We start from the raw sequence: 17,799 nt of genomic DNA on the forward strand, positions 1-17,799 counted from the left end.
AGCAGGCTCGCTCCCACAGGGATGTGTGGACGCCACAGATCCAGTGTGGGAGCGAGCCTGCTCGCGAAGGGACGGAAACGGCCAATGAAGATTTTCAGCCCTTCAGTTCCTTCAAATGCTTGTACACCGTCGCCCGCCCCATGTTCAGCACATTGGCCACGTAGTTCGAGGCGCTCTTGCCCTTGAACGCCCCCTCGGCGTGCAGCGCCAGCACCAGTTCGCGTTTGTGATCGCGGGTCAGCAGATTCAGGCTCAGTTGCCGTTCCCGTAGCCACGCGTGCAGGAAGGTGTTGATCCGCTCCTGCCAGTCATCGCGAAACAGCGAGTCCGGTTGCGGAATCAGTTTGCTCGGCGAGAGGAACAGGTCGAGCGCCGCCTTGGCGTTCTCGAACAGCGAAATATTGAGGTTGATGCACAGCACCGCCAGCGGACGCCCCTCGCTGTCGCGCAGCACGGTGCTCAGGCTGCGAATCTTCTGGCCGTCCCAGTTGAGCTTTTCGTACGGGCCGATGTTCCGTTCGCTGACGTCTTCGCTGAGCATGTCTTCCAGCGACGATTCATCGCCGATCACCCGTTTCGACAGGTTATTGGCGATGTAGTCGACCTTCTGCGTGCGCAGGTCATGCAGCACCACTTCAGCGTGGGGAAAGAACAGGGTGGCGATGGCATCGGCGATGGCGCGGAAGTTATCCAGCGCGGCGTCATTCGGCTCGGGCGTTTGTTCGGGGGCGGTCATAACAGTGGAGCTCCAGGCAACGTCAACGCCCCCGTGGTCCGGGGGGCGTTGCGAGTGTGCCGCAATCCGTCGGGCGAGTCATCCGGACGCAGGCTCAGGTCAGACGGGCAGGCGAGAGCATGGCCGCCGTCAGACCGAACTGTTCCAGGTGCTCGGGCAACGGCTGATGACGTACCAGAGCGGCGCTGGCCATGCCCATCGCCGGCGACGTCTGAATGCCGTAGCCTCCCTGGGCCGCGACCCAGAACAGTCCGGGCACCTGCGGATCGAACCCTGCCAGCAAGTCGCCGTCGGCCACGAAACTGCGCAGGCCGGCCCAGGTGCGGGTCGGGCGGCGGATGGTCAGGGTGGTCGCTTCTTCGATCTGGTAGATGCCCATGGCGATGTCCAGTTCTTCCGGCTGCACATCGTGGGGTTCGACCGGATCGGCGTTGGCCGGAGAGCCGAGGAACATGCCGGCGTCGGGCTTCATGTAGAACGATTCGTCGAGGCTGACCAGCATCGGCCAGTGGTGAATGTCCACGCCTTCGGGGCCGGCGAAGATGAACGCGGCGCGGCGCTTCGGTTGCAGGCCCAGCGGTCGGGCACCGGCGAGGGCTCCGATCTTGTCGGCCCAGGCGCCTGCGGCGTTGATCACGACAGGCGCGCTGAAGGTCTGGCCGTTGGTCTGCACTTGCCAGATGCCGTCGGCATCACGGTTCAGCCCGAGCACTTCGCAATCGGTCAGGACTTGCCCGTTGTTGCGGCGAATGCCGCGCAGATAGCCCTGATGAAGCGCGTCGGTGTCGATGTCGCTGGCGGTCGGGTCGTAGATCGCACCGTGAACCTTTTCCCGACGCAGAATCGGCAACCGCACACAGGCTTCTTCCGCGCTGAGCAACTGCATCTCCGGTACCGTGGCTTTGGCGCTGAGGTATTGATTGTTCAGTTCGGCGGCGTCACCGGTGAAATCCACGGTCATTTCGCCACGCGGGGTCAGCAACGGATGTTCACAGAAGCCACTGGGCGGGTGATCGAAAAACGCCCGGCTGGCCTGGGTCAGTGCCCGAACCTGCGGCGTTCCGTAAGCGGCAGTGAACAGCGCAGCCGAACGCCCGGTGGAGTGATACGCCGGGTGCGATTCGCGCTCCAGCACCACGACCTTGCCGTGTTGCGACAGCCAGAAACCGGTGGAGGCGCCGGCAATCCCGCCGCCGATGATGATGAAATCTGCATGAGCCATGAAAATCTCCGGTGTCAGCGCTGCAATTGATAGACGGCGTTGGCCAGGGCGATGTCTTCCAGGCCCAGACCGATGGAACGGAAAAACACGTGACGGTGATAATCCGGACGCTGCACTTTTTCGCTGAGCAGGTCCGCAAGGTCACCGACGATCGCATTTTTGTCCCAGCCATGCCGTTCGCCGGCGATCAACATCTCGCCAGCCGAACCCGGTGTGGTCAGCCGATAGTCGCAGAACACTTGCATATCGTTGAGGCACTGCGGCGGCACTTCGTGGGCGCGGGGTGCGTTGGTGCTGATCGAGGTGATCAGCGCCGGCTTGCTCAACGTTGCCGGGTCGATCACAGGTCCTGCGGATGAGGTGCAGAGCAAGATGACATCAGCCTCGGCGATGGCGATTTCGCGGCTGTCGGCGATGCTCACCCGGGGATCGAGAGTGTGCAGCAGGCTGGCGGTTGCCCGGTCTTCGGTCAAGGATGGCGAGTACACGCTGATGCCCTGCCAGTCACGTAATGTCTTGATGTAGTGCAGATGTGCCTGGGCGACCTTGCCGCTGCCGATGATTGCCAGACGCGAGGCCTTCAACGGCGCAAGGGCATCGACGGCTACGGCGGTGGTCGCTGCGGTACGGGCGGTGGTCAGTTCGCCGGCATCGCAGAGCAGCAGCGGCTGACCGGTCTGCATCGACATCAACAGCGTCCATGCTGTCACCAGCGGGCCTTGTTCGCGAACGATGTATGGCGACGTCTTGACCCCGTACACACCATCTTCGGCCAGCACGCCCAGATAGTTGATGAAGTCCCCGGCGCCCTGGGGGAATTCCACCAGTTGCTGCGCCGGTTGCACGGCGTGTCCGGCTGACAGGTCGCGAAACAGTTTGCGCAGAATCTGCGGCACATCGATCCGGGCCAGAAGCTCCCGTGCCCGGGTTTGATCAATCACATACGGCGTGCTGGACATATTGAACTCCGGAGATTGTATGTAAACTAATTTGTCCATTATGGACTTTTAGTTTTGTTGGACAATATCCGAGGCGAAAAAAAAGCGCAGTCCGTTGCCGGCTGCGCTTCTTTATATGGCGTCGCTTACTGTGGGCGCTTGCGCTCAACCGCCCGCAGCAGATGGGTCGGTGGCGTCTCACAGCTGATCTTGCGACCGAGCTTTTCTTCGATGGACGGCAACTGATAGGAGTCGTCTTCACCGGCGAAGCTGATCGAAACGCCATCGGCGCCGGCCCGGCCGGTTCGGCCGATGCGGTGCACGTAGTCGTCCGGGACTTCCGGCAGGGTGAAGTTGATCACGTGGCTGATGCCGTCGATGTGAATACCGCGACCGGCCACGTCGGTGGCGACCAGCACACGGATCCTGCCTTCGCGAAAGCCTTCGAGCGTCTTGATCCGCTTGTGCTGCGGCACGTCGCCGGACAGTTGCGCGGCGTTGATGCCGTCACGCACCAGGCGTTCTTCGATGCGTCGCACTTCGTCCTTGCGGTTGGCAAACACGATCACTCGCTCCCAGCCGTTGTCGTTGACCAGGTTGAAGAGCAGTTTGTATTTGTCGGCACCGGCCACCGCGTAGATGTGCTGTTCGACGTTTTCGTTGGCCACGTTGGTGACCTCGATTTCGACGATGGCCGGGTCGGTGGTCCACTGCTTGGCGAGGTTCATCACGTCATCGGTGAAGGTCGCGGAGAACAGCAGGGTCTGACGTTCGCTTTTCGGCGGAGTCTGGCGAATGATCTGCCGAACCTGCGGGATGAAACCCATGTCGAGCATGCGGTCGGCTTCGTCCAGCACCATCACTTCGACCATGTCCAGATGTACGTCGCCGCGCTGGTTGAAGTCGAGCAGACGGCCCGGGGTCGCGACGAGGATGTCGCAGTGACGGGCTTCGAGCTGCTTGAGCTGCTTGTCGAAGTCCATACCGCCGACGAACGTCATCACATTGAGGCCGGTGTACTTGGTGAGGTCGGCGGCATCCTTGGCGATCTGCACCACCAACTCACGGGTCGGCGCGATGATCAGCGCCCGCGGCTCGCCCATGTAGCGCTCTTTCGGCGGCGGGGTCTGCAACAGCTGGGTGATGATCGAGATCAGGAACGCGGCGGTCTTGCCGGTGCCGGTCTGGGCGCGGCCGATGGCGTCTTTGCCGGCGAGGGTGAAACCCAGTACCTGGGCCTGGATCGGCGTGCAATACGGGAAACCCAGGTCGTGGATGGCATGCATCAGTTCCGGGGCGAGTTTGAAATCGTGGAAACGGGTCTTGCCTTCCTGTGGCTCGACGACGAAGTCTTCGAGTTTCCAGGGAATGACCGGCGCCTTGGGCTTCGGTTCGCGGCGTGGTCTGGCCGGTTTTGGTGCTTCGCTGCGGGCCGGTTCAGTGACCGGTGCGGCGGCAGGGGCGGTTTTCGGTTCGCGTTTCGGTGTGGCTGCGGGAGCCTGGCGGTCGGCCGGTCTGGCATCGCTGCGATGGCCGGGGGCCTGCGATGGCGAACCGGGTGCGAGCTGCTCGGCCTCGCTTTTACCGAACATCTTCTTGAGTGCTTTGAGCACGGTCATCTCATCAATTGGTTAAGGAATGTACGCCGGCCAGTGTAATGCAAGAAACGGGCGCGGCGTAGTGGGATGATCAAAGGGGACCGACCATCGGAAAATCGATCCCGGAACGATCAGCGCAGGCGTTCGCTCAACCACACGCCGATGTCGCGAATTTCTTCGGGTAACACTTCGTGCTCCATTGGGTATTCCTGCCATGTCACGGTGACACCATGGGTCTTCAGATACTCATACGCCGTGCGGCCCATGGAGTTTTGCACCACGTTGTCGAACTGGCCGTGCAGCGCCAGTGCCGGAATCCGTTGCTGGCTGGCGGACAACTCCAGTTCGTCGCTGAAGGTCGGCGCATAGGTCGACAACGCGAGCACACCGCCCAACGGTCCCTGCCATTTCAGAAAAGCGGTGTGATAGACCACGGCGCCACCCTGGGAAAAACCGACCAGGAAAATCCGCGAAGGGTCTATTCCGCTGGCGCGCTGTTGTTCGATCAATTCGATGACGTGATCGGCGGAGGCTTCCAGTTCATTGCGGTCGATGGCCCGGGCCGGGCTCATGGCCTTGATGTCGTACCAGCTCGGCATGGCATATCCGCCATTGATGGTCACCGGGCGGGTCGGCGCCTGAGGCAGGACGAAGCGGGTGCTCAGCAGGCTTTCCTGCAAGGCCTCGGCCACCGGCAGGAAGTCATAGCGGTCGGCGCCGAGGCCGTGCAGCCAGATCACGCAGGCGTCGGCTGCCTTAACAGGCTGAAGAATCAAGGGCTCGGTCATGGCTGCTCCAAAAATGTGCGGGCGCTCTCATTAAGTGCGTGATGGAGGTGCGCGCCCGGTTGATCCGTTAAGAAGATGTCGCAAGGCTACAAGTTTTGCTATTGACCTGTCGCTCAATCGCTTCAGCGAGCGGTGTGGTACGGGCTTTGCTATGAGGTAGTCGTGCAATCGATCTCGCGCCTGGCGGTAACACTATCAGTGAACGCCCGGCGACGGGATAGCAAAGAATCCGGTGATGGATGTTCGCCAATGGCCGCAACGGGCTTCGCGAACGTGAAAGGGCTACCGCCCGTTCGGCCGACTGGTGAGAAGTGAGTTGTCCATGATGTGGATTTTCTCCTACTAGACTCATAGCGAAGGTCCTGCGTCGGTTGACCCTATAAAAAGCCAACACGGGTCAACAACGCCTCAAAAGGGTGCGACTGGACTCAAGCTCCGACACAACAAGAGCAAAACTGGAGGTTTGAATGAAGATGTTGAAATCCACGCTGGCGATCGTGACTGCTGCTGCAGTACTGGGTGTCAGCGGGTTCGCTCAGGCGGGTGCAACCCTGGATGCGGTACAGAAGAAAGGTTTCGTGCAGTGTGGCGTGAGCGACGGTCTGCCAGGCTTCTCCGTACCGGATTCGACCGGCAAGATCGTTGGTATCGACGCCGACGTCTGCCGTGCCGTGGCCGCTGCCGTGTTCGGCGACGCGACCAAGGTCAAGTTCAGTCAGTTGAACGCCAAGGAGCGCTTCACCGCGCTGCAGTCCGGCGAAATCGACATCCTGTCGCGCAACACCACCATGACCAGCTCCCGTGACGCGGGCATGGGGCTGTTTTTCCCGGGCTTCATCACTTACTACGACGGCGTGGGCTTCCTGGCCAACAACAAGCTGGGCGTGAAGAGTGCCAAGGAACTCGACGGCGCGACCATCTGCATTCAGGCCGGTACCACTACCGAGCTGAACGTCTCCGACTACTTCCGCGCCAACGGCCTGAAGTACACCCCGATCACTTTCGACACCTCCGACGAAAGCGCCAAGTCGCTGGAGTCCGGTCGTTGCGACGTGTTGACCTCCGACAAGTCCCAGCTGTTCGCCCAGCGCAGCAAACTGGCTTCGCCGAAGGATTACGTAGTTCTGCCGGAAACCATTTCCAAGGAACCGCTGGGTCCGGTCGTGCGTAACGGTGACGATGAGTGGAATAAGATCGTGCGCTGGGTCGGCTACGCGCTGCTCAACGCTGAAGAAGCCGGCATCACGTCGAAAAACGTCGAAGCCGAAGCCAAGTCCACCAAGAACCCGGACGTTGCCCGTCTGCTGGGTGCAGACGGCGAGTACGGCAAGGACCTGAAACTGCCGAAGGACTGGGTCGTACAGATCGTCAAGCAAGTCGGCAACTACGGTGAAATCTTCGAGAAAAACCTCGGCAAGAGCACTCCGCTGGAAATCGACCGTGGCCTGAACGCGCTGTGGAACAACGGCGGCATTCAGTACGCACCACCAGTGCGCTAATGGTTCTATCACCCGGCGGGCCAGCCGCCGGGTGATGTTCTGTTCCATTTTTTCCGGGGCACTTCATGCAAAATTCAATCGGCGCACCAAAGCAGAGGTTCAGCCTCAGCGATCCGCGTGTGCGTGCGTGGCTATTCCAGATCATCACCGTCGTGGCGGTGGTCGCCATGGGCTGGTATCTGTTCGATAACACCCAGACCAACCTGCAGCACCGGGGCATTACGTCCGGGTTCAGCTTTCTGGAGCGCAGTGCCGGGTTCGGCATCGCTCAACACCTGATTTCCTACACCGAAGCGGACAGCTATGCCCGCGTGTTCGTGATCGGCCTGCTCAACACGTTGCTGGTGACCTTCATCGGCGTGATCCTGGCGACCCTGCTGGGCTTCATTATCGGTGTGGCGCGGCTGTCGCCGAACTGGATCATCAGCAAACTGGCGACCGTGTATGTGGAAGTCTTCCGCAACATTCCGCCGCTGCTGCAAATCCTGTTCTGGTACTTCGCGGTGTTCCTGACCATGCCGGGGCCGCGCAACAGCCACAACTTCGGCGACACCTTCTTCGTCAGCAGCCGTGGTCTGAACATGCCGGCGGCACAGATGGCCGACGGCTTCTGGGCGTTCGTGGTCAGCATCGTGGTGGCCATCGTTGCCATCGTGCTGATGAGCCGTTGGGCCACCAGGCGCTTTGAAGAAACCGGCGAACCCTTCCACAAGTTCTGGGCCGGCGTGGCAATTTTCCTGGTGATCCCGACGCTGTGCGCGCTGGTTTTCGGCGCTCCGCTGCATTGGGAAATGCCGAAACTGCAAGGCTTCAACTTCGTCGGCGGCTGGGTGTTGATCCCGGAGCTGCTGGCTCTGACTCTGGCCTTGACCGTGTACACCGCGGCGTTCATCGCCGAGATCGTGCGTTCGGGGATCAAGTCGGTCAGCCACGGCCAGACCGAAGCGGCGCGTTCCCTGGGCCTGCGCAACGGCCCGACGCTGCGCAAGGTGATCATTCCGCAAGCGCTGCGGGTGATCATTCCGCCGCTGACCAGCCAATACCTGAACCTGGCGAAGAACTCCTCGCTGGCGGCCGGTATCGGTTACCCGGAGATGGTTTCGCTGTTCGCCGGCACCGTGCTGAACCAGACCGGTCAGGCGATCGAAGTCATTGCCATCACCATGAGCGTGTACCTGGCGATCAGTATCAGCATTTCCCTGCTGATGAACTGGTACAACAAGCGCATTGCGCTGATCGAGCGGTAAGGAATAGCGCATGAGTACTCATACTTTCAAACCCGACATGCCGCCGCCGGCCAAGGTCTTCGGCCCGATGGCGTGGATCCGCGCGAACATGTTCTCCAGCTGGCTCAACACCCTGCTGACGTTGTTTGCGTTCTATCTCATTTACCTGGTGGTTCCGCCACTGCTCAGTTGGGCGATCTTCGATGCCAATTGGGTCGGCACCACTCGCGCCGACTGCACCAAAGCAGGCGCCTGCTGGGTGTTCATCGAGCAGCGTTTCGGCCAGTTCATGTATGGCTACTACCCGGCAGACCTGCGCTGGCGCGTGGACCTGACTGTGTGGCTGGCGGTCATCGGCGTGGCGCCGCTGTTCATCAAGCGTGTGCCGCGTAAAGCGGTGTACGGGCTGAGCTTCCTGGTGGTGTATCCGATCGTTGCCTGGTGCCTGCTGCATGGCGGCGTGTTCGGCCTGAGCGCGGTTGCCACCAGCCAGTGGGGCGGCCTGATGCTGACGCTGGTGATCGCCACCGTCGGTATCGCCGGCGCGTTGCCGCTGGGGATCATGCTGGCGTTGGGACGCCGCTCGAACATGCCGGCCATTCGCGTGGTCTGCGTGACGTTCATCGAGTTCTGGCGCGGCGTGCCGCTGATCACCGTGCTGTTCATGTCTTCGGTGATGCTGCCGCTGTTCCTGCCCGAAGGCATGAACTTCGACAAACTGCTGCGGGCGCTGATCGGCGTGATCCTGTTCCAGTCGGCCTACGTCGCCGAAGTGGTGCGCGGCGGTCTGCAAGCGATTCCCAAAGGTCAGTACGAAGCCGCGGCCGCGATGGGCCTCGGTTACTGGCGCGCCATGGGCCTAGTGATTCTGCCGCAAGCCCTGAAACTGGTGATTCCCGGCATCGTCAACACCTTCATCGCGTTGTTCAAGGACACCAGCCTGGTGATCATCATCGGCCTCTTTGACCTGCTCAACAGCGTCAAGCAAGCCGCTGCCGATCCGAAATGGCTGGGCATGGCCACCGAAGGCTATGTGTTCGCCGCCCTGGTGTTCTGGATTTTCTGTTTTGGCATGTCGCGCTATTCCATGCATCTGGAACGCAAGCTCGACACTGGCCACAAGCGTTAGGAGTTTTTTTCGATGAGCGAAGCAATCAAAAAGCCAGTCGGCCCTGAAGGCATCATTCAGATGCAGGGCGTGAACAAGTGGTACGGCCAGTTCCACGTGCTGAAAGACATCAACCTGAATGTCCGTCAGGGCGAACGCATCGTGCTGTGCGGCCCGTCGGGTTCCGGCAAGTCCACCACCATCCGCTGCCTGAACCGTCTGGAAGAGCACCAGCAGGGTCGCATCGTGGTCGACGGCGTGGAGCTGACCAACGATCTCAAGCAGATCGAAGCGATCCGTCGCGAAGTCGGCATGGTGTTCCAGCACTTCAACCTGTTCCCGCACCTGACCATTCTGCAGAACTGCACCCTGGCACCGATGTGGGTGCGCAAGATGCCCAAGCGCAAGGCCGAGGAAATCGCCATGCACTATCTGGAGCGCGTACGCATTCCGGAGCAGGCGCACAAGTTTCCGGGGCAGTTGTCCGGCGGTCAGCAGCAGCGTGTGGCGATCGCCCGTGCGCTGTGCATGAAACCGAAAATCATGCTGTTCGACGAACCGACCTCGGCACTCGACCCGGAGATGGTGAAGGAGGTGCTCGACACCATGATCGGTCTGGCCGAAGACGGCATGACCATGCTTTGCGTGACCCACGAAATGGGTTTCGCCCGCACCGTGGCCAATCGCGTGATCTTCATGGACAAAGGCGAAATCGTCGAGCAGGCGGCACCGAACGACTTCTTCGACAATCCTCAAAGTGACCGGACCAAACTGTTCCTGAGCCAGATCCTGCATTGATCGGATTCAGGCGCTGAAATAAACCCGGACTCAGTTCCGGGTTTATTTTTGCCCGGATCTTGCCGGTTGCCCTGATTGAAAAATCTGACTACCCTGTCAGCAAATTCATCCCATGATTGGATGACAGGGCGAATTCCATGTCTGAAAACTCTTTATTGATCAAACGATCCCTGGTCGATCAGGCGCTGGATCAGTTGCGTCAGCGCATCACCGACGGCAGCTGGCAGGTCGGTCAGCGGCTCCCCACCGAGCCCGAGCTGTGCGCTGAACTCGGCATCAGCCGCAATACCGTGCGTGAAGCGATGCGGGTGCTGGCGTTCTCCGGGTTGATCGAGATCCGGCAGGGCGACGGCAGTTACCTGCGGGCGGTGGTCGATCCGATGGACACGCTCAAGGCGCTCTCCAGATGCTCGCTGGATCAGGCCCGGGAAACCCGGCACATCCTTGAAGTCGAGGCCATCGGTCTGGCGGCGTTGCGCCGCACTGACGAAGATCTGGCAGGCCTGCGCGAGGCGCTTGGTGTTGCCGGCAGCCACTATCACGGCGATCTCGACAGCTACATCGCCTGTGACCTGGTGTTTCACCGGCGGCTGGTGGACGCCGCGCACAATCCGACCCTCAGCGAGTTGTACCGCTACTTCTCCAGCATCGTCGGCGCGCAATTGCGTCAGACCCTGAACATCGTCCCTCGTCGACAGGAAGTCTTCGATTTGCACATCGCTCTGTTCGAAGCCGTCGAACAGCGTGACCCGGAACGGGCCAAGGCCCTGTCGAGGCAACTGATCAATGAACCTTGAAACCGAGAAAACCATGTCCCGCCCTGAAGCAATCAATACCTCCAAGCGCACCGCCGAACTGGAGGCGCTGCTGATCGATGCCGAGGCCGATGATGAGCAGGTGCAGCAAAGCCATCCGCTGGTGCTTCGTCCATGGCTGTTGTTGCTGGGGTTGGTGCTGGTAGCGTTGAACCTGCGTCCGGCGCTGTCGAGCATGGCGCCGCTGCTCAGTGAAGTGTCGAAAAGTCTTGGCTTGTCCGCTGCCCAGGCGGGATTGCTGACGACATTGCCGGTGCTGTGCCTTGGTCTGTTCGCGCCGCTGGCACCGGTGCTGGCCAGGCGTTTCGGCGCCGAACGGGTGGTGTTGGGAATTCTGCTGACACTCGCAGCAGGCATCATCCTGCGCAGCAACTTCGGTGAAATCGGTCTGTTTGCCGGCAGTGTTCTGGGTGGAGCGAGTATCGGCATCATCGGCGTGTTGCTGCCGGGTATCGTCAAGCGCGATTTTGCAAAGCATGCCGGCACCATGACTGGCGTCTATACCATGGCCCTGTGCCTGGGCGCGGCAATGGCGGCAGGTTCGACCGTGCCGTTGAGCGAGCATTTCGATCACAGCTGGGCCATGGGCCTGGGCTTCTGGGTGATACCGGCACTGGTCGCGGCGCTGTTCTGGCTGCCGCAAATCGGCCAGAAGCACGGTGCCCACAATGTCGCGTATCGAGTACGCGGTTTGCTGCGTGACCCACTGGCGTGGCAGGTGACCTTGTACATGGGGCTGCAATCATCGCTGGCCTACATCGTATTCGGCTGGCTGCCGTCGATCCTCATCGGTCGCGGGCTGACGCCGACCCAGGCCGGTCTGGTGCTGTCCGGTTCGGTGATCATCCAGCTCGCCAGTTCCCTGGCGGCACCGTGGCTCGCCACGCGCGGCAAGGACCAGCGTCTGGCGATCGTGGTGGTGATGGCGCTGACCCTCGGCGGCCTGTTCGGTTGCCTCTATGCACCAATCGAAGGCCTGTGGGGCTGGGCGATCCTGCTGGGACTGGGGCAGGGCGGCACGTTCAGTCTGGCGCTGACCCTGATCGTGTTGCGCTCGAAGGACTCTCATGTCGCGGCCAACCTGTCGAGCATGTCCCAGGGCTTCGGTTACACCCTCGCATCCATGGGGCCGTTCGCGGTCGGCGTGGTGCACGACTGGACCGGCGGCTGGAACGCCGTGGGCTGGATCTTCGGCATCGTCGGTGCGGGTGCGATCCTCGCCGGCCTCGGTGCCGGGCGTGCGTTGTACGTGCAGGTGGAAAGCGAAAAGGTCTGAATTGCACACACTGTCGGTATTCGGCAGGCGAATGCCGATAGTGTTTCGGGCGTTTGCGGATTATCGTGCTGGCAATCTGTACATTTCCCGGAGATTGCCCATGAGCGAAGAAGCCCACAGCGCCCTGATCACCCGTTTCTACCAGGCTTTCCAGCGCCTCGACGCCGAGGCCATGGCGGCCTGTTACACCGACGACGTGGTGTTCAGCGATCCGGCCTTCGGCGAGCTGCGCGGTCGCGATGCAGGTGACATGTGGCGCATGCTCACCACCCGGGCCAAGGACTTCTCCCTGACCTTCGACAACGTCCGCGCCGACGAACGCAGCGGCGGCGCCCACTGGGTGGCGACCTATCTGTTCAGCCAGACCGGCAATGTCGTGATCAACGACATCCAGGCGCGCTTCGTCTTCCGCGACGGCAAGATCTGTGAACATCACGACCACTTCGACCTGTGGCGCTGGTCCCGCCAGGCGCTGGGCTTGAAGGGCCTGCTGCTGGGCTGGACGCCGCTGGTGCGCAAGGCTGTCCGCGCCCAGGCGCTGAAAGGGCTGAAGGCATTTCAGGCGAGTCGCTGATAAGATCGCGACCTGTTCCTCAATCGCCTTTAGTGTCCAGTGACCAGTCTTAGCGAAAACCCTTCCGAAGCCGATGTTCCAGTGAGCAAGTCCTGGTTCGTCTACCTCGTTCGCGCCGCCAACGGTTCGCTGTACTGCGGGATCAGCGATGATCCCGTGCGCCGTTTTGCCAAGCACCAGAGCGGCAAGGGCGCACGATTCTTTCTCTCAAGCCCGGCGATGGCGCTGGTCTATACCGAGCGATGCCGTGACAAGAGTGATGCGCTGCGCCAGGAGCGGTTGATCAAGAAGCTCAGGAAGAGTGCGAAGGAATGTCTGGTGGCGTCTTATCGGCCGGACTGATCAGGTGCGAACGGTAGAAACCCCTGCACATCGAAGCGGCGCTTTCAGGCAAACGACAGGCGAAAAAAAACCGCCTTTGCGGGGCGGTTTTTCTGTAAACCTCGGTTTGCGGCCGGGTTTACTGATCTCACAGGAGACATTGACGTAGGCGGAGAATATTCCTCTTTGCGTCACTGAGCAAGCCTGAAGGCACGCCTACCAAATAAACTCAATTTTGAGTTTATTTGTTTAAGCGAAGGTTCAGAAACCCGGTTACGATCCGTCCGCTCACATGGCAGTGCAACCATTGAGGTCTGGCCGATTGGCGTAACGGTTTCATGCCCTCTGACACGGAGTTGCTCCCGTGCCGGAATGATTTTTCAGGGGGTATCACAACCGGCCGCCTCACAGGAGATATTGACGTGTCTTCCGAAGGCGTACGTGGTCCGGTAAGCACGCTGGAGGTTTGGCCCCCCAACCGGAGGCCAAAATGTATGAAGCTTTTGCTGCGTACTCTGAGCCTCGTATGGAGGTCGTTCAAGGCGTTTCGCTTTTACGAGTTCCTGCGAGATCACTTCGATGACCTGATGTAGGGCCATTGATGTGGGAACCGTCTCGGCCACGGCTGAGGCGGTTTTTTCGAGCACTCCAGGATGCCTTATCAACCTGACTGATCGGTTCCCATCAGCCGGATCCGTAGGCTGCGAACCCATTGCGCGCTAAGCTGCCGTTTCACTTCCTGTGCGGCGGAGCCGAGCATGTCCGAGTTGATCCTTCATCATTACCCGACCTCTCCTTTTGCTGAAAAGGCCCGGCTGCTGCTGGGGTTCAAGGGCTTGTCCTGGCGTTCGGTGCATATCTCGCCAGTCATGCCCAAGCCTGACCTGACCGCCCTGACCGGCGGCTATCGCAAGACACCGGTGCTGCAGATCGGCGCCGACATCTATTGCGACACTGCGCTGATCGCCCGGCGTCTCGAGCAGGAAAAGGCCCAACCTACGTTCTTCCCGGAAGGTCAGGAGATGAACGCCGCCAGTTTCGCCGCCTGGGCTGATTCTGTGGTGTTCCAGCACACGGTAAGCCTGGTGTTTCAGCCGGAATCGGTGGCGGTGCGTTTTGGCAAATTGCCGCCGGAAGCGATCAAGGCTTTCCTCGCCGATCGTGCCGGGTTGTTCAGCGGTGGCAGTGCGACCAGGCTGTCAGCCGAGCAGGCCAAACATCAATGGCCGACGATCATGGCGCGCCTGGAGCAGCAGCTGCAGCGTGAAGACGGGGATTTTCTGTTCGGTGAGCCGTCGATTGCCGACTTCGCCATGGCGCATCCGCTGTGGTTCCTCAAGGCGACCCACGTCACCTCACCGCTGGTGGATGACTATCCGGCAGTGTCCGCATGGCTCGGGCGGGTGCTGGGCTTCGGTCACGGAGCAGCCAGTGCGATGAGTTCCGAGGAGGCGCTGGAGGTCGCACGCCGTTCGAAGCCGGTGGCATTGCCCGATGAGCAGTTTGTCGATCCGAACGGATTTGCAGCGGGCCAGCAAGTCGTGATCGCGGCCACTGACTACGGCGTAGATCCGGTAGCCGGCGAGCTGTTGTTTGCTGGTCGTGAAGAGCTGATTCTGCGCCGTGAAGACGAGCGTGCCGGGCAGGTGCATGTGCACTTCCCGCGATTCGGTTTCCGGATCGAGAAACGCTGAAACGAGCGAGGGAGCCGATTGGCTCCCTCGTTCATTTCAGTGCGGCGAGAATGTCGTCCGGATCAAACCCGCGTATCAACGTGCCATTGACGTCGATCAGCGGAATCCCGCGCCCGCCCAGTGCTTCGTAGGTCTTGCGCGCCTCGGCATCCTTCTCGATATCGAATTCCTTGAACGGAATACCTTTCTGATCAAGAAAACGCTTGGTCTGCTTGCAGTAGCCGCACCAGTCCGTGGCATACAGCACGACCCTGGCATTGGCGCGGACCTGCTCGGAGGCCATCTGCGACGGGTTGAACACCCGCTCGATCTTGCCCCAGTTCTGGTAGACCACAACCACCAGCAAAACCAGCGCAACCTTCTTCAGCACATTGCCGAGCATCAGTTGCGGCGCTTCAGCTGATCGGTGAGCGAGGTTGGCAAGCCTTTGATGACCAGCGTGCCGGCTTCTTCGTCGTATTCGATCTTCGAGCCCAGCAGGTGCGCTTCGAAGCTGATCGACAGGCCTTCGGCACGGCCGGTGAAGCGGCGGAACTGGTTGAGCGTGCGCTTGTCCGCCGGGATCTCCGGCGACAGGCCGTAGTCCTTGTTGCGGATGTGATCGTAGAAGGCCTTCGGGCGTTCTTCGTCGATCAGCTCCGAGAGCTCTTCAAGGCCCATGGGCTCGCCGAGCTTGGCCTGGCTGCTGGCGTATTCGACCAGGGTCTTGGTCTTCTCGCGGGCGGAGTCTTCCGGCAGGTCTTCGCTCTCGACGAAGTCGCTGAAGGCCTTGAGCAGCGTGCGGGTCTCGCCCGGGCCGTCGACGCCTTCCTGGCAGCCGATGAAGTCGCGGAAGTATTCCGAGACCTTCTTGCCGTTCTTGCCCTTGATGAACGAGATGTACTGCTTGGACTGCTTGTTGTTCTGCCACTCGGAGACGTTGATCCGCGCCGCCAGGTGCAGTTGGCCGAGGTCGAGGTGGCGCGACGGAGTCACATCCAGCTCATCGGTCACCGCCACGCCTTCGCTGTGGTGCAGCAGGGCGATGGCCAGGTAATCGGTCATGCCTTGTTGGTAATGGGCGAACAGTACGTGGCCGCCCACCGACAGGTTCGACTCTTCCATCAGCTTTTGCAGATGCTCGACCGCGACTTTGCTGAACGCGGTGAAATCCTTGCCGCCATCCATGTATTCCTTCAGCCAGCCGCTGAACGGGAACGCGCCGGATTCCGGATGGAACAAGCCCCAGGCTTTGCCTTGTTTGGCGTTATAGCTCTCGTTGAGGTCGGCGAGCATGTTCTCGATGGCAGCGGACTCCGCCAGTTCGGAGTCACGGGCGTGCAGGACTGCGGGTGTGCCGTCGGGTTTTTTGTCGATCAAATGGACGATGCAATGACGGATCGGCATAGGCTTCTCGGCTGGTGGAAGGGAGGAGGGCGGGCTCCCCCGAAAAAGCGCTCAGTGTACCGCAACCACTGGATTTGGCGCGGGGTGAAGGGCAATTCCGGGGCGTCCGACGGCCCTTATGCATTTATTTACCGATTTAGCGCAATAAACCTGACCATTTGGCTAGCTAGAGGCGGATATTTCCTTGTCTCTGTGCTAGTTTTGCCCGGTCTTGTGCGAAGTCACCGCGACAAGCATGCATTCAGCTTTTGTCAGGTCGAACCAAACCTTGATTTCGGCATCTATAACCCCGACTCGTCGTGGTTATCGCCGAGGGTGCCAGATCCAGAAGATCGGGCTCGATGGCTGACACTGCACTCTGCAATCCATATGAATTTGATAGGGAAGGAACACCACATGGCTCTTACTAAAGACCAACTGATCGCCGACATCGCCGAAGCTATCGACGCGCCGAAAACCACCGCGCGTGCCGCTCTGGACCAACTGGGTCAAATCGTTGCCGATCAGCTGGAAAACGGTGCCGAAATCACTTTGCCAGGTATCGGCAAGCTGAAAGTGACCGAGCGTCCTGCCCGCACTGGCCGTAACCCATCGACTGGCGCTGCCATCGAAATCGCTGCCAAGAAAGTTGTGAAGTTTGTTCCAGCCAAAGCGCTGGGCGACAGCATCAACAAGTAAGACACCGTAAAAAAACCGTGCACCGGAGTGATCCGGGCACGGTTTTTTTGTATCTGCAGAAAACGGCCTACGCCATCGGGGACTCGCCCCAGCGGGCCTTGCGCCAGGCTTGCTGCTGCGTCGGAGTCTGGAACGTCCAGGCAACGAAACGGCTCTGCTTCTGGCCCTGGCCCATTTCCACGACCTGGCTTTGCAGTGCGCCGGCCTTGTTCAGCGCCGAGTGAATCGCCGGCAGGTTCGACGCTTTCGATACCAGCGTGCTGAACCACAGCACCTGTTGCGCGACCTGTGCGCTCTCACTGATCAGTTGCGTCACGAACCGCACTTCACCCCCCTCGCACCACAATTCCGCCGCTTGCCCGCCAAAGTTGAGCACCGGCAACTTGCGCTTCGGGTCGGCTTTACCCAAGGCGCGCCACTTGCGGGTGCTGCCACGGGTGGCCTCTTCGAGAGAGGCGTGGAACGGCGGGTTGCACATGGTCAGTTCGAACCGCTCACCCGCTTCCAGCAACCCCGGCAAAATCTGCTTGCGATTGGCCTGCTGGCGAATCTGGATCGCCTTGCTCAACCCGTTGGCCTGGACAATGGTCCTGGCTGACGCGATGGCCGTGGCATCGATATCGGAGCCGAGGAAGTGCCAGCGATAGTCGCAGTGGCCGATCAGCGGGTAAATGCAGTTGGCGCCCGTGCCGATGTCCAGCACCTTTACCGAGGCGCCGCGCGGGATCACGCCGTCGTTGTTGGCGGCCAGCAGGTCGGCGAGGAAATGCACGTAATCCGCACGCCCCGGCACCGGTGGGCACAGGTAATCGGCGGGAATGTCCCAGTAAGCGATGCCGTAAAACGCTTTGAGCAGCGCCCGATTGAACACGCGCACCGCATCGGGGTTGGCGAAGTCGATGCTTTCCTTGCCGTACGGGTTGATGATCACGAACTTCGCCAGTTCCGGCATGCTCTTGATCAACGCCGGGAAATCGTAGCGACCCTGGTGGCGGTTGCGCGGGTGCAGGGCAGCCTTTTCACGCGGCTCGACGGCCTTGGCCGGTGACGTGGGCTGAGGCTTCTTGCGCGCAGGTTTCGGTGTGCGGGGGGCATTCATGGGCGTGGTCGACATCGGGTGTGGCTGAAAGTGGCGGGTATTG

18 protein-coding genes are annotated in these 17,799 nt (G+C 60.7%); 10 read left to right on the forward strand and 8 right to left on the reverse strand.

What is annotated here, in order from left to right; all coding sequences use genetic code 11:
• Positions 1 to 94 precede the first annotated feature (94 nt).
• From NWV16_RS05705 to NWV16_RS05725, 5 genes are all read right to left on the reverse strand, one after another.
• Complete coding sequence (locus NWV16_RS05705) at positions 95 to 736, reverse strand: transcriptional regulator (RefSeq protein ID WP_260522296.1); 642 nt, start codon at positions 734 to 736, stop codon at positions 95 to 97.
• A gap of 94 nt (positions 737 to 830) precedes the next feature.
• Positions 831 to 1,958 (reverse strand): FAD-binding oxidoreductase, encoded by a 1,128-nt coding sequence (locus NWV16_RS05710; RefSeq protein ID WP_260522297.1) that lies wholly within the window; start codon positions 1,956 to 1,958, stop codon positions 831 to 833.
• A gap of 14 nt (positions 1,959 to 1,972) precedes the next feature.
• On the reverse strand, positions 1,973 to 2,917 hold the full coding sequence (locus NWV16_RS05715; RefSeq protein WP_260522298.1) for an ornithine cyclodeaminase family protein: 945 nt from the start codon (positions 2,915 to 2,917) through the stop codon (positions 1,973 to 1,975).
• Between the two features lie 125 nt (positions 2,918 to 3,042).
• Entirely contained in the window at positions 3,043 to 4,515 is a 1,473-nt protein-coding gene (gene rhlB / locus NWV16_RS05720) for an ATP-dependent RNA helicase RhlB (protein ID WP_260522299.1), read from the reverse strand.
• Between the two features lie 110 nt (positions 4,516 to 4,625).
• Positions 4,626 to 5,282, reverse strand: coding sequence for an alpha/beta hydrolase (locus NWV16_RS05725; RefSeq protein WP_260522300.1), 657 nt, complete (start codon positions 5,280 to 5,282; stop codon positions 4,626 to 4,628).
• A 467-nt stretch (positions 5,283 to 5,749) separates the two neighbouring features.
• Between NWV16_RS05725 and NWV16_RS05730 the strand changes: the two genes are divergently transcribed.
• The 9 genes from NWV16_RS05730 to NWV16_RS05770 all read left to right on the forward strand — a co-directional run bounded on the left by NWV16_RS05730 (position 5,750) and on the right by NWV16_RS05770 (position 14,593).
• On the forward strand, positions 5,750 to 6,781 hold the full coding sequence (locus NWV16_RS05730; RefSeq protein WP_260522301.1) for an amino acid ABC transporter substrate-binding protein: 1,032 nt from the start codon (positions 5,750 to 5,752) through the stop codon (positions 6,779 to 6,781).
• A 65-nt stretch (positions 6,782 to 6,846) separates the two neighbouring features.
• Positions 6,847 to 8,028 carry an amino acid ABC transporter permease gene (locus NWV16_RS05735; RefSeq protein WP_260522302.1) on the forward strand — a complete coding sequence of 394 codons (1,182 nt, stop codon included), beginning with the start codon at positions 6,847 to 6,849 and terminating at the stop codon, positions 8,026 to 8,028.
• 10 nt (positions 8,029 to 8,038) lie between these two features.
• Positions 8,039 to 9,136 (forward strand): amino acid ABC transporter permease, encoded by a 1,098-nt coding sequence (locus NWV16_RS05740; RefSeq protein WP_260522303.1) that lies wholly within the window; start codon positions 8,039 to 8,041, stop codon positions 9,134 to 9,136.
• Between the two features lie 12 nt (positions 9,137 to 9,148).
• Complete coding sequence (locus NWV16_RS05745; RefSeq protein WP_260522304.1) at positions 9,149 to 9,913, forward strand: amino acid ABC transporter ATP-binding protein; 765 nt, start codon at positions 9,149 to 9,151, stop codon at positions 9,911 to 9,913.
• Positions 9,914 to 10,050: 137 nt separating this feature from the next.
• Positions 10,051 to 10,710, forward strand: coding sequence for a FadR/GntR family transcriptional regulator (locus NWV16_RS05750; RefSeq protein ID WP_065258364.1), 660 nt, complete (start codon positions 10,051 to 10,053; stop codon positions 10,708 to 10,710).
• Positions 10,700 to 12,004, forward strand: a complete 1,305-nt coding sequence (locus NWV16_RS05755; RefSeq protein WP_260522305.1) for a CynX/NimT family MFS transporter — start codon at positions 10,700 to 10,702, stop codon at positions 12,002 to 12,004. The genes NWV16_RS05750 and NWV16_RS05755 overlap by 11 nt, the downstream gene beginning before the upstream one ends.
• 100 nt (positions 12,005 to 12,104) lie before the next feature.
• On the forward strand, positions 12,105 to 12,578 hold the full coding sequence (locus NWV16_RS05760; RefSeq protein ID WP_260522306.1) for a nuclear transport factor 2 family protein: 474 nt from the start codon (positions 12,105 to 12,107) through the stop codon (positions 12,576 to 12,578).
• 39 nt (positions 12,579 to 12,617) lie between these two features.
• On the forward strand, positions 12,618 to 12,920 hold the full coding sequence (locus tag NWV16_RS05765) for a GIY-YIG nuclease family protein (protein WP_260522307.1): 303 nt from the start codon (positions 12,618 to 12,620) through the stop codon (positions 12,918 to 12,920).
• Between the two features lie 737 nt (positions 12,921 to 13,657).
• Complete coding sequence (locus tag NWV16_RS05770; protein ID WP_260522308.1) at positions 13,658 to 14,593, forward strand: glutathione S-transferase family protein; 936 nt, start codon at positions 13,658 to 13,660, stop codon at positions 14,591 to 14,593.
• A 31-nt stretch (positions 14,594 to 14,624) separates the two neighbouring features.
• Here the strand turns inward: NWV16_RS05770 and NWV16_RS05775 are convergent, their stop codons facing one another.
• A complete protein-coding gene (locus NWV16_RS05775) occupies positions 14,625 to 14,975 on the reverse strand; it encodes a glutaredoxin family protein (RefSeq protein ID WP_260522309.1) in 351 nt (116 codons plus the stop codon).
• Positions 14,975 to 15,979 (reverse strand): nucleoid-associated protein YejK, encoded by a 1,005-nt coding sequence (gene yejK / locus NWV16_RS05780; RefSeq protein WP_065258370.1) that lies wholly within the window; start codon positions 15,977 to 15,979, stop codon positions 14,975 to 14,977. Before yejK ends, NWV16_RS05775 begins: the two co-directional genes overlap by 1 nt.
• Before the next feature lie 396 nt (positions 15,980 to 16,375).
• Here yejK and NWV16_RS05785 point away from each other — a divergent pair, with 396 nt between their 5' ends.
• Positions 16,376 to 16,657, forward strand: coding sequence for an HU family DNA-binding protein (locus tag NWV16_RS05785; protein WP_260523484.1), 282 nt, complete (start codon positions 16,376 to 16,378; stop codon positions 16,655 to 16,657).
• A gap of 67 nt (positions 16,658 to 16,724) precedes the next feature.
• On the opposite strand, the gene rlmF is transcribed toward NWV16_RS05785, so the two are convergent.
• Positions 16,725 to 17,756: a 23S rRNA (adenine(1618)-N(6))-methyltransferase RlmF gene (gene rlmF / locus NWV16_RS05790; RefSeq protein ID WP_260522310.1), complete on the reverse strand. Its 1,032-nt coding sequence runs from the start codon at positions 17,754 to 17,756 to the stop codon at positions 16,725 to 16,727.
• Between the last annotated feature and the right edge of the window lie 43 nt (positions 17,757 to 17,799).

Source organism: Pseudomonas sp. BW7P1, from assembly GCF_024981055.1.
GTDB classification, from domain to species: domain Bacteria; phylum Pseudomonadota; class Gammaproteobacteria; order Pseudomonadales; family Pseudomonadaceae; genus Aquipseudomonas; species Aquipseudomonas bananamidigenes.

Excerpts from the sequence above, each read along its gene's own strand:
- NWV16_RS05705 (WP_260522296.1), bottom strand. The coding sequence starts at position 736 with ATGACCGCCCCCGAACAAACGCCCGAGCCGAATGACGCCGCGCTGGAT.
- NWV16_RS05710 (WP_260522297.1), bottom strand. The coding sequence starts at position 1,958 with ATGGCTCATGCAGATTTCATCATCATCGGCGGCGGGATTGCCGGCGCC.
- NWV16_RS05715 (WP_260522298.1), bottom strand. The coding sequence starts at position 2,917 with ATGTCCAGCACGCCGTATGTGATTGATCAAACCCGGGCACGGGAGCTT.
- rhlB (WP_260522299.1), bottom strand. The coding sequence starts at position 4,515 with ATGACCGTGCTCAAAGCACTCAAGAAGATGTTCGGTAAAAGCGAGGCC.
- NWV16_RS05725 (WP_260522300.1), bottom strand. The coding sequence starts at position 5,282 with ATGACCGAGCCCTTGATTCTTCAGCCTGTTAAGGCAGCCGACGCCTGC.
- NWV16_RS05730 (WP_260522301.1), top strand. The coding sequence starts at position 5,750 with ATGAAGATGTTGAAATCCACGCTGGCGATCGTGACTGCTGCTGCAGTA.
- NWV16_RS05735 (WP_260522302.1), top strand. The coding sequence starts at position 6,847 with ATGCAAAATTCAATCGGCGCACCAAAGCAGAGGTTCAGCCTCAGCGAT.
- NWV16_RS05740 (WP_260522303.1), top strand. The coding sequence starts at position 8,039 with ATGAGTACTCATACTTTCAAACCCGACATGCCGCCGCCGGCCAAGGTC.
- NWV16_RS05745 (WP_260522304.1), top strand. The coding sequence starts at position 9,149 with ATGAGCGAAGCAATCAAAAAGCCAGTCGGCCCTGAAGGCATCATTCAG.
- NWV16_RS05750 (WP_065258364.1), top strand. The coding sequence starts at position 10,051 with ATGTCTGAAAACTCTTTATTGATCAAACGATCCCTGGTCGATCAGGCG.
- NWV16_RS05755 (WP_260522305.1), top strand. The coding sequence starts at position 10,700 with ATGAACCTTGAAACCGAGAAAACCATGTCCCGCCCTGAAGCAATCAAT.
- NWV16_RS05760 (WP_260522306.1), top strand. The coding sequence starts at position 12,105 with ATGAGCGAAGAAGCCCACAGCGCCCTGATCACCCGTTTCTACCAGGCT.
- NWV16_RS05770 (WP_260522308.1), top strand. The coding sequence starts at position 13,658 with ATGTCCGAGTTGATCCTTCATCATTACCCGACCTCTCCTTTTGCTGAA.
- NWV16_RS05775 (WP_260522309.1), bottom strand. The coding sequence starts at position 14,975 with ATGCTCGGCAATGTGCTGAAGAAGGTTGCGCTGGTTTTGCTGGTGGTT.
- yejK (WP_065258370.1), bottom strand. The coding sequence starts at position 15,979 with ATGCCGATCCGTCATTGCATCGTCCATTTGATCGACAAAAAACCCGAC.
- NWV16_RS05785 (WP_260523484.1), top strand. The coding sequence starts at position 16,376 with ATGGCTCTTACTAAAGACCAACTGATCGCCGACATCGCCGAAGCTATC.
- rlmF (WP_260522310.1), bottom strand. The coding sequence starts at position 17,756 with ATGAATGCCCCCCGCACACCGAAACCTGCGCGCAAGAAGCCTCAGCCC.